Annotated in this window: 7 protein-coding genes; 3 read left to right on the top strand and 4 right to left on the bottom strand. The window is 39.4% G+C overall.

The annotated features are described in order from the left end of the window. The first annotated feature begins 68 nt into the window (after positions 1-68). The 3 genes from hflX to ACPFYS_RS06170 all read left to right on the top strand — a co-directional run bounded on the left by hflX (position 69) and on the right by ACPFYS_RS06170 (position 4,449). Positions 69-1,583 (top strand): GTPase HflX, encoded by a 1,515-nt coding sequence (gene hflX / locus ACPFYS_RS06160; RefSeq protein WP_427876680.1) that lies wholly within the window; start codon positions 69-71, stop codon positions 1,581-1,583. Positions 1,584-1,857: 274 nt separating this feature from the next. Then, a complete protein-coding gene (locus ACPFYS_RS06165; RefSeq protein WP_427876682.1) occupies positions 1,858-2,820 on the top strand; it encodes an L-lactate dehydrogenase in 963 nt (320 codons plus the stop codon). Between the two features lie 144 nt (positions 2,821-2,964). Next, the gene (locus tag ACPFYS_RS06170; RefSeq protein WP_427876684.1) at positions 2,965-4,449 is read left to right on the top strand and encodes a sensor histidine kinase; all 1,485 of its coding nucleotides are present in this window, start codon (positions 2,965-2,967) and stop codon (positions 4,447-4,449) included. Positions 4,450-4,609: 160 nt separating this feature from the next. On the opposite strand, the gene ACPFYS_RS06175 is transcribed toward ACPFYS_RS06170, so the two are convergent. From ACPFYS_RS06175 to ACPFYS_RS06190, 4 genes are all read right to left on the bottom strand, one after another. Continuing rightward, the gene (locus tag ACPFYS_RS06175) at positions 4,610-4,876 is read right to left on the bottom strand and encodes a WhiB family transcriptional regulator (protein WP_427876686.1); all 267 of its coding nucleotides are present in this window, start codon (positions 4,874-4,876) and stop codon (positions 4,610-4,612) included. A gap of 144 nt (positions 4,877-5,020) precedes the next feature. Then, positions 5,021-6,850, bottom strand: coding sequence for an FtsK/SpoIIIE domain-containing protein (locus ACPFYS_RS06180; RefSeq protein ID WP_427876688.1), 1,830 nt, complete (start codon positions 6,848-6,850; stop codon positions 5,021-5,023). Positions 6,851-6,948: 98 nt separating this feature from the next. Beyond that, entirely contained in the window at positions 6,949-8,439 is a 1,491-nt protein-coding gene (locus ACPFYS_RS06185; RefSeq protein WP_427876690.1) for an LCP family protein, read from the bottom strand. 53 nt (positions 8,440-8,492) lie between these two features. Further along, a complete protein-coding gene (locus ACPFYS_RS06190) occupies positions 8,493-9,935 on the bottom strand; it encodes an LCP family protein (RefSeq protein ID WP_427876692.1) in 1,443 nt (480 codons plus the stop codon). Positions 9,936-10,224 lie beyond the last annotated feature (289 nt).

Raw genomic sequence — 10,224 nt, forward strand, 5'->3', positions numbered from 1 at the left:
TGTACTTATTCATTGCTTAGCATTTAATATGTCTTCTAAAATCACAATAATAAAACAAACGTTGTAAAATGCGATTAAGTAGAACAACGAAGGGTGCATCTTTGGTAAATAACGTAGATATCAGTAGTAGCAATGCGAATAGTGAGCATAATGATGTGCTTTCTGGTCATTCTGATGTGCTTCTAGACACTACTTCAAACAGTGAGAAGCATGATGAAGCGTGGCAGGAGCGTGAATCGCGTAATGCTCTTAAAAGAGTTACGGGTCTAGGAGAGCTGCAAGACGTTACTGAAGTTGAATATCGTAAAGTTCGTCTTGAAAAAGTTGTATTGGTTGGCGTGTGGTCAAGCGCTAGAGGAACGCTTTCTCAAGCAGAAGAATCTTTGCGAGAGCTTGCGGCATTGGCGCAGACTGCAGGTGCTGTTGTGTGTGATGGCATGTTGCAGCAAAGATATAGGCCAGATGCTGCAACTTATGTTGGTTCAGGTAAAGCGCGCGAACTTGCAGCAGTAGTTGCTCAGCATGATGCAGATACGATTATTGTTGACGATGATCTACCTCCTAGCCAGCGTAGAGCTTTGGAAGATGCGACTAAAGTTAAGGTTGTTGATCGCACTGCTGTTATTTTGGATATTTTTGCTCAGCATGCAACCAGTCGTGAGGGTAAAGCTCAAGTTGAGTTAGCGCAATTGCAGTACATGCTTCCTCGTTTAAGAGGCTGGGGTATGGCTCTTTCTCGTCAGGCAGGTGGTAGAGCTGCAGGAGATGCTGGCATTGGTTCTAGAGGCCCTGGTGAAACTAAAATCGAGATGGATCGTCGTGCTATTCGCAATCGTATTTCGAAATTGAGAAATGATATTGCACATATGGCTCCTGCTCGAGACATTAAGCGTGGTTCACGTAGACGCCAGGCAATACCAACTGTTGCTGTAGTCGGATATACGAACGCTGGTAAATCATCTATTATTAACAGGCTTACTGGTTCGGAAGAATTAGTAGAAAATGCATTATTTGCCACTCTTGATACTGCAGTTCGTCGTTCTCAAACGCGAGATGGTAGAAATTACACTTTAGTAGATACTGTAGGTTTTGTACGTAGACTACCTACGCAATTGGTAGAAGCGTTCAAATCTACTTTGGAAGAAGTTGGTCAGGCGGATGTAATTTTGCATGTTGTTGACGGCTCGCATCCTGATCCTTCTTCTCAAATTGATGCTGTAAATGATGTTCTTTCGCATATTGATGGAGTTGAGGATATTCCTCAAATTATAGCATTTAATAAATCTGATTGTATTTCTCAGCCAATGCGCGATAGGCTATCTTCGCTGTATCCAAACGCATATGTTGTTTCTGCTGCTACTGGAGAGAATATTGATTCACTATTAAATAATATCGAGTCTTTACTTCCTTCTCCTAGAGTTAGAGTAGAAGCGGTACTTCCTTATACTGCTGGTTCTTTGCTTTCTTCTGTTAGAGAAAATGGTGTGGTCGAAAGTGTTGACTATAGAGATGATGGCGTTGCGTTAGTAGCTTTTGTAAGTGATTCGCTGGCTGCAAGAATAATGCAAGTTGCTATTTCTTAGTTACTTTTTCACATTTTGTAATTTTTGATTTTGATTATCGAATTGTAAAGTATAGTAATTAATAGTGCTATTAGGTACTAAATGTGGTATTTATAGTTACTTTTTTGCTATGTTATGTTAATTTCACTGTTTATTGTTATAAGTTCCAATGGTGCTATTAGAGTGAAAGTGTTTGTACCAATGGCTCTTAATGTGAGAGCAGCTTTCATGTTTGCTATGGCATATTTTGTCATGCCTGAAAGTGAAATCGGTTGTTGAAAAGAGGTTAGTTCTCATGGTAAATTCGCAGGTTAAGCCAACAAAGCTGGCGATTATCGGTGCTGGTGCAGTTGGTTCGACGCTCGCTTTCGCTGCTGCTCAGCGTGGTGTTGCCCGTGAAATTGTTCTTGAGGATATTGCTAAAGAGCGTGTAGAAGCTGAAGTTCTTGATATGCAGCATGGTTCAAGCTTCTATCCTGCAGTGTCTATCGATGGTTCTGATGATGTTGAAATCTGCCGTGACGCTGATATGGTAGTTATAACTGCCGGCGCTCGTCAGAAGCCAGGCCAGAGTCGCCTCGATCTTGCTGGTGCCACTATCAATATTATGAAGTCAATCATTCCAAACGTGGTAAAGGTTGCTCCAAATGCTATTTACATGCTGATCACCAATCCTGTGGATGTGGTTACCCATGTGTCAATGAAGCTTTCTGGTCTTCCTTCTAACCAAATCTTTGGTTCTGGTACCAACCTTGATTCCGCTCGTCTTCGTTTCTTAATTGCTCAGCACACCGGTGTTAATGTTAAGAACGTTCACGCATACATTGCTGGCGAACACGGTGATTCCGAAGTTCCTCTGTGGGCTTCTGCAACCATTGGTGGCGTTCCAATGTGCGATTGGAATGCTCTTCCAGGTCATGAGCCTCTTGATGCTGCTAAGCGTGAGGAGATTCATCAGGAAGTTGTTAACGCAGCTTACAAGATTATTAGTGGTAAGGGTGCAACAAATTATGCTATCGCAATGTCTGGTGTTGACATTGTTGAGGCTGTTCTTAACGACACTAATCGTATCTTGCCAGTTTCTTCCTTGTTGAAGGATTTCCATGGTATTTCCGATGTGTGCATGTCTGTTCCAACTTTGTTGAACCGCAATGGTGTAAATTCTTGCTTGAACACTCCAGTTTCCGACCGCGAGTTGGCAGCTTTGAAGCGTTCTGCTGACACTTTGCGTGAAACTGCTGCAAAGTTTGGTTTCTAATTAAAAACTAAATTTAAATAACTAAATTTTCTATTAATTTTATAAGCTGCTTCCGGCGTAAGCTCGGGGGCAGCTTTTTTATGAATATTACTGCAACATACCAAATTGGCTTATTGTTTATGAGCTAGATATATTATTGTCACTATGGCTGATTTCTCTCATATTCTTGCTACTCGACCGGATTTTGATGAGTCTGACCGCGAGTGTTTACACCATTTGGTAGCAGATTGGCAGGTAATTGCTGACTTGAGTTTTGCTGATCTTCTGTTGATTATTCAAAATGGTGATGGTGATTATGTTGTTGCTGAACAGTGCCGTCCATCAACAGCAATTACTATTCGTACTGATGATTTGCTTGGCAAAAAAATGGATAATTCTTTAACGGAAGAATTGTCAGAAGCAATGAGATCAGAAACAATTTTCCATTCCTCGATTTTACGATCTATAGGAAGAGCAACAGTTTGTAACGTTTATGCTCCTGTGCACCATAACGGTAAGACTTTGGGTTTGGTTCTTCGAGAAACTAACTTAGCTACTCGAGAATCAAATGGACGATATGAAATGGAAAGTATAAACGCTGGTAAAATTTTATTCGATATGATTTCTAGGGGTCAGTTCCCTTATAAAGATTCAGTTCTTAACCAGCGTCATAATGCTCGTGTTGCTGATGGTTTTATAGTTTTGGAAGAAAGTGGAATAGTGAGATATGCTTCTCCAAATGCTATAAGCTGTTTCCGTCGTTTGGGTGGTTTAGATACCATGCAAGGCGAGTATTTAAGCGAATTTGCTACAAGATTATTGCATACAAACGATATGGTTCCAGAAAGTTTGCCTCTTGTGTTAACAGGTAAGGCAGATGTTGATTGTGAATTAGAAGCGAACCATTCTATTATTTCTATGCGCTCTCTTCCTCTTTATGGTCCTAATAATCGTATTGGTTCTGTGGTTTTATGCAGAGACGTTACTGAAGTGCTTCGTAGAGAGCAGGAATTGCAAACTAAGAATGCTACTATTTCTGAAATACATCACAGAGTTAAGAATAATCTTCAAGCAGTTTCAGCTTTGTTGAGATTACAGGCTAGGAAAACTAAGTCTGCGGAAGTTAGAAAAGAACTTGAAGAAGCTCAGCGTCGTGTTCAAACGATTGCTATGGTTCATGAAGGTTTAAGCCAGACTGCTGACGAGATCGTTGATTTTGATAAGGTTATTTCTAACTTACTGAAGATGTCTATTGAGCTAGCATCTCAAGATCAAAATATTGATATCAATTTTATAGGCAAATTTGGTATGCTTGCGGCTCAAGACGCTACTCCGCTTTCCCTTGTTCTTACGGAATTAGTTACTAATTCCGTAGAGCATGGTTTTGAGGGAAGGACTGAAGGTCATATTACTATTTCTGTAGGTCGTGGAGGAGATAATCTTAATATTATTGTTGAAGATGATGGCACTGGTATAGAAAGTGAATCATCTCACGGCATGGCTCGTTCATCGGGATCTGGTTTAGGAACGCAACTTATTAATACATTTGTTACTAACGATTTTGGCGGTACTGTCCGTTGGGAACCTCGCCGAGACGGTGGTACTAGAGTTGTTCTTGATATTAAGCTGCGTGTGCCTGGAATAGAGTAGTAGAAACAACTATACGAGAATATTTTAATTGTTGGCTATTGTTCTGCAGTAGCCAACAATTTATTTTATCCAGCTAAAGTTTTATTAATTCAGTAGAGTATCGGTTTATTAGATTTATAAGTTTCTGAAGTAAAAACTAATCTATAAATTAATCTATAAACTAATCTAATTGACTACGGCGAGCTCTCAAAGCACGACGTTTAAGCGATCTGCGTTCCTCTTCGCTCATACCGCCCCAAACACCAAAGTCTTGACTTGTTTCAAGAGCACACTTAAGGCAAGCGTCAGCTACATTGCATGATCTACAAACAGATTTTGCTTCTTCTATTTGCTGGGAAGAAGCTCCAGTATTTCCAACTGGGAAAAACAGTTCGGGATCTTTATCTCTGCATGCTGCTTTTGTTCTCCAGTCAAACGCACTGCTCATGAGCGAATAGCCTCTTTCCTTACAAGTTTTAGAAAGCTTAAGAGAAAATATCAATTTTATTTCCCCCGTATGTAAGGAAAGCATGAATATTTATTTTTTTCAAGGCCTTTCACATATTTGTTTTAAATTTAATCAATTTTTTTCTTAATTAATTAAAATTTGCGCTTTTCTTGCACTTCCTGGAGTTATGATTACACATCTTCCTGGCAGTTGATAATCTTCAGTAGTAAGAGACTGACTTAATGATGATGGTATGCCAAGAAGAGCATCAGTTCCTGTATCTCCAGTAGGAAATACTATTCGTACAGGAGCTTGATCTGGTATTCTTAAGAATCTTGCAGAATGAATTCCCAATATGACTGGTATTTTTGAAGAGCTTATTCTTGATTGAAGGTTTTGAGCGTGAAAATCTGAGTTTAATGGGTTTAAACTCATATCAGCATCGTCTACAATTATGATTTTATTTTCATCATAATTATCTGGAAGTGTTGAGGTGTCAGTTGCGCAATATAGTTGCGTTTGTAAATGTTTCGCTATTATTCTAAGTAGGTTCGTTTTTCCTCTACCATGCCCTCCAATAACAGCAATATTTCCAATATGTGTGTTCAAAAACGCTGGTATTAAATGAATCCCATCATCTTGTATTCCTATAATAGGATTATTTATCATACTTTCAGTATTTTTATTATTTCTCTCAATACAATGCATAATATCGCTTTGCTTTATAGCAGAGGGGAGTGGAGCACTAAATAACTCTTCGCAATATTCATTATGGTAGAATCTTCCAGATAATCGTATTGCTTGAAGTAATAGTGCAGGATTGTTGCTTTGCGCACAGCGAAGCGCTTTAATTCCATCTCCAGTATTGTAGTAAGCTCCTCCAGGAAGTTGTGGACTAATATGTGCAGCGCATGAAGAACCTAGAAGTTCATGAGATTGTACTGAATCTCGTACGCGAAGACAAATATTCATATTTATATTTGCTTTCATATCAGCGTTTACTTGTGCCATAGGATTTTGCGTACAGGCAACTAAGTGCATTCCTAAAGATCGTCCTACTGAAGCTATACGAATAAGTCGATTTAAATAATCTGGCAGCTTATCTCTAAGGGCATGAAATTCATCAATCATTATTACAAGAACTGGTTGAGAAGGAGTGACTTTACTCATATCATTGCAGCCTTGTTTAGCAACTAAACGTTCTCTTCTATCTAATTCCATTTCAAGACCTCTAAGTGCTCTTGCTGCATGTTCTAAATTCAGGTCGCCCACGTTTCCCATGCAATGCGGTAAATTTGATAGAAGATCAAAAGTAGCTCCTCCTTTAAAGTCCATAAATACGAAACGAAGTTGATTTGGAGAATATCGGAAAGCTAAAGACAAACACCAGGTGGTAAGAAGTACTGATTTTCCTGAGCCTGTTGTTCCTGCTACTAGCGCGTGTGGCCCGTTATTTACTAAATCTAAATGAACGTAACCGTTGTTTCCTATGCCAATTTCAGTATCTAAACTTTTATATGGATTTTTATTTTCTAACCATGAGCTGGCTACTTCTTTCCACGGCGGAATACGTAGCTGTAGCGTTGATAATTTGCGGAAAAGTATAGTTTCTAGGCTTACTGGAGCTACGAAATCAGGTATGCGTTCAGTAAGATTTTGTGAATAATCGTTTATTCTGCTAATAGTATTATCGCCATACATTTTTTCATTAGCATTTGATTCGACTTTATAATTTTCTGCTGCATTTGCACTTTCTGCGCGCTTTTGAGCATAGTATTGCAATATTTGTGGCATAAGACTTGCTGCATACATCATTATGCTGGGTATTACCATAGCTAACATCATCCAACTGTGTTGCATCCATGCCATTACAGCAATAGCAATATTTGCTAGTATCGGCATAACACTTGACGTTATTTGCATAATAAACACTGCACGTTCTAATTTATTATTTTTATTCGCGTTGTATTTCATAAAGCTATGATCTGTGCAATAAAAGTATTACACAAGAAAAATTTTGCATTGTGGATACAGCCTTGAACGTGAGCAAAGTTTTAAAATGCAAAACTCAATTATTTATTTTGCAATTCTGCCAGTGTTCCTACAACGCCTGGAGCATGCTCGCCAGAAGCTAATTGGTTGAAAAGATCAAGATTCTTCGCATCATCTAATAGTACTGAAGATCCAACTCCAGGAACTCTGTAATCAGGATTAGTCCAATAAACAGTTCCGGTTATACCATTTGATCCTGTTGCGTCTTTAAAAGCTTGACTCATTTGCCATAGAGTAGCAGGATTTGATTTTTCGTCAAATACGATTGAAGATAATCCAGCTTCTGCAACGCTTTTTACTTTCCCAAAATTAGTAAGAGTTTCTTTAGAAAGAGCCTTCTTTATTATTGCAGAAATTACCATACGTTGACGTGCTGCGCGACCAAAGTCTGATTGCGGGTCTGAATATCTCATTCTAGAGAAAGCTAGAGCTGCGTTTCCATCCGAATGATGGCATCCAGCAACCCAATTCATGCCACTTCTAGCATCATTTACTGTGCGGTTGTAGCACAAATCAATTCCGCCTAAAGCGTCCACTACTTTAGTTAATCCGTTAAACCGTACTTCTGCCACATGGTTAATATGATGTCCTGTAATCGTTTCAACTGCAGAAGTTAAAGCTGGTTTTCCTAAAAGCTGAGCAACAGCATTTATTTTCATTCGCTTATTGTTTATAGTTACGAGCGAATCTCTAGGAATAGAGATAAGAGAACTGTGTCCGCTGGAAGGTTTCGTTAGAACTAAAATAGTATCTGTACGGAATCCTGTAATATATTTTGCTTCCTCACCTTCGCGTTGATCTGATCCTAATATCAGCCACGTAGTTCCTTGAGTGTCTGGCATATCAGTAAGCCACTTATCGCGCTGCATTCTTGAATCAACCCAATGCCATGCGTAAAAACCGCAACCTGTAAGAATCACAAGTAAAAGTACGAAAATAATACTTAAGGCTCTTAATATCTTGCGTTTTCTAGTAGTGCGAGGCGAACGTGGAAGTATATTGCCAGAATTTAGTGGGTGAGGCGTATTGTGTACAGTTCCCTCAAGTATTCTCGGCTGATTTTCTTGAAATGCAGGCTGATTATACTGCTGCTGCGCATAGTTTTGTGCGTAGTTTTGTGATTGTGATTGATATTGCGGTTGCGATTTAGCGGAAACCTGAGCATAGGCCTGAGCTAATGTAACTGGAGATGCAATATTTTTAGCAGCATTGGAAGAAGCGTTTAATTTAGCAGCATTAGAAGAGCCTGCTGTGCGACTTCTAGCCGTTCTAGGCGAAAAACTAGGTGGAGTATACGTATCATTCGTTTGCGAATCAAAATTTTGATTCGCATAAGAACCGTTTTGCGCATATTCTGTATAATTCTCATACTCATTTAATTCAGTTTGAGAGTTTTCGCCCGGAATGCCTGGTGCGCCTTGAGTTCCTGGAGTTCCTGGATCGCCTGGAGTGTAAGAGAAATTTTGATGATTACTACCATATTCTGGGTTATTCTCATAATCCTGAAGCATATTCCCTCCTACACAAAAGGCAATCGCTAACTAACTACGTGTCGTTTACGTACTTATTTAGCAGTTTTGTGAGGTGCGCAAATCGTGTTATTTACGTACTTGTCAGCATAGCCAACATATTGACCGCTAACAGGATCAATAATCGTACCGTTCTTAGGATTTACAACGCCACCAGTATTAGGATCAATAAGCTGTCCTCTGGAATTCTTAGCTAAACCAGTTTCAGGATCTACAGGCCCCAGATTGCTGCTGTTTGAAGAAGACTTGCTGGAAACTCTGTTCAGACGATCGTTTTCACTTTCGTTAGCGTCGTTATCTTCCGAATTGTCTGCACTGTTAGAATTCTTACTGCTGCTGTCTTTGCTCTGCTTATGCGAATCTGTAGCCATTGTAACAGGCTTATCTTCACGCATAAGATTCCAAACGCTTTCAGCATCTTTTGACCAAACAACGCGATTCTTATCTAAAGGATCAGTAATAATCGGCACTGTTCTAGCATAAATATGTGATGCATCAAGCTTTCGCATACTAAGCGCAAGGGATACAAGAGTTGAAGGGTTAGCTAATCCTTCGCTCATATTTAATGCGTTTAATGAAGATTTTGCTAGCTGATACAGTTCGCTAGATTGCGTGAACAAATTTTTAGAAGAAGCTTGTCTTACAAGCTGTTTTACTAAATACTGTTGTCGCGTTGTACGCATTATGTCAGATCCGTCACTCATAGTGTCATGACGCATACGTGCGTATTGGGTTGCTTGCCTACCATCCAAATGCTGTAAGCCCTGCTTGAAATTAGCTCCCGTGTAGCGGTCGCGAGTATCTGCCGGAATGCACATGTCAACGCCGCCGACGGAATCGATCATATTACTCAAACCGCTAAAATCAGCAATAATAAAGTTACTTATATGCAATCCTGTTAAAGCATTCACAGCTTTAAGAGAGCAGGATGCTGCAGAAGATAAATCTCCACCTTTTGCCCAACCCAAGGCAAAAATAGAATTAAACATAACGTGTCGTCTAGCAGGAATAGTGCCACGTGTTGTTTCGCAAGATGGAGCATTAACCATGGAATCTCGTGGAATCGACACAATATTCATGTATGAGCGATCTGCGCTTATCTGCACAATCATTGTAGTGTCTGACTGATGGTCAGTTGCATCTCCGCCGCCACCAAAGCTACGGTTTGCTCCTTCGCGAGTATCTTGACCTAAAACTAAGAACGTCACTGTTTTTCCGTAGTTTGCGTCAAGTGCTTCATGAGCTTGCTTATCGTTAGAAATAACGTTTACTACGCGAGCTTTTATAGTTGAAGAAAAATCAAACCATACTGCAGCAAAAATACTCGAAAAGAAAGTTAACACAGCAATAATGAACATGCATATTACAGTTCGTGCGTGGTTCGTCAAGCGATAGCTGAGGCTATGATGCGGTGCTTCTGAATCCCAATCATCATCTGTTGGGTAGTGCATTCCCTCAGGATACCGTGAAGTTACCATGGTACCTTCTTTCGAGTACTACAATATTCTCTGAATATTCAAGTTTTATACGTGATTTTGTGTTCTTAAAGTAGTGCATACTAAACTGAACACATATGTCACACCACTATAGTGCATTGTGGTGAAATTTAGCGCATTTTTCCACATATTTTTTACTTATGGCGTGTCTTATTTTTAATAAGAAATTTGATAAGAAAAATTCAAAATAATAATAAAAATTTTTAGATAAATTCTACATTTGATAATAAATAAGTGTTGTAGAATTGATAGGATACATACCCCCTGCGTA

The sequence above is a fragment of the Gardnerella sp. 2492 genome (genome assembly GCF_050320365.1).
GTDB lineage: Bacteria > Actinomycetota > Actinomycetes > Actinomycetales > Bifidobacteriaceae > Bifidobacterium.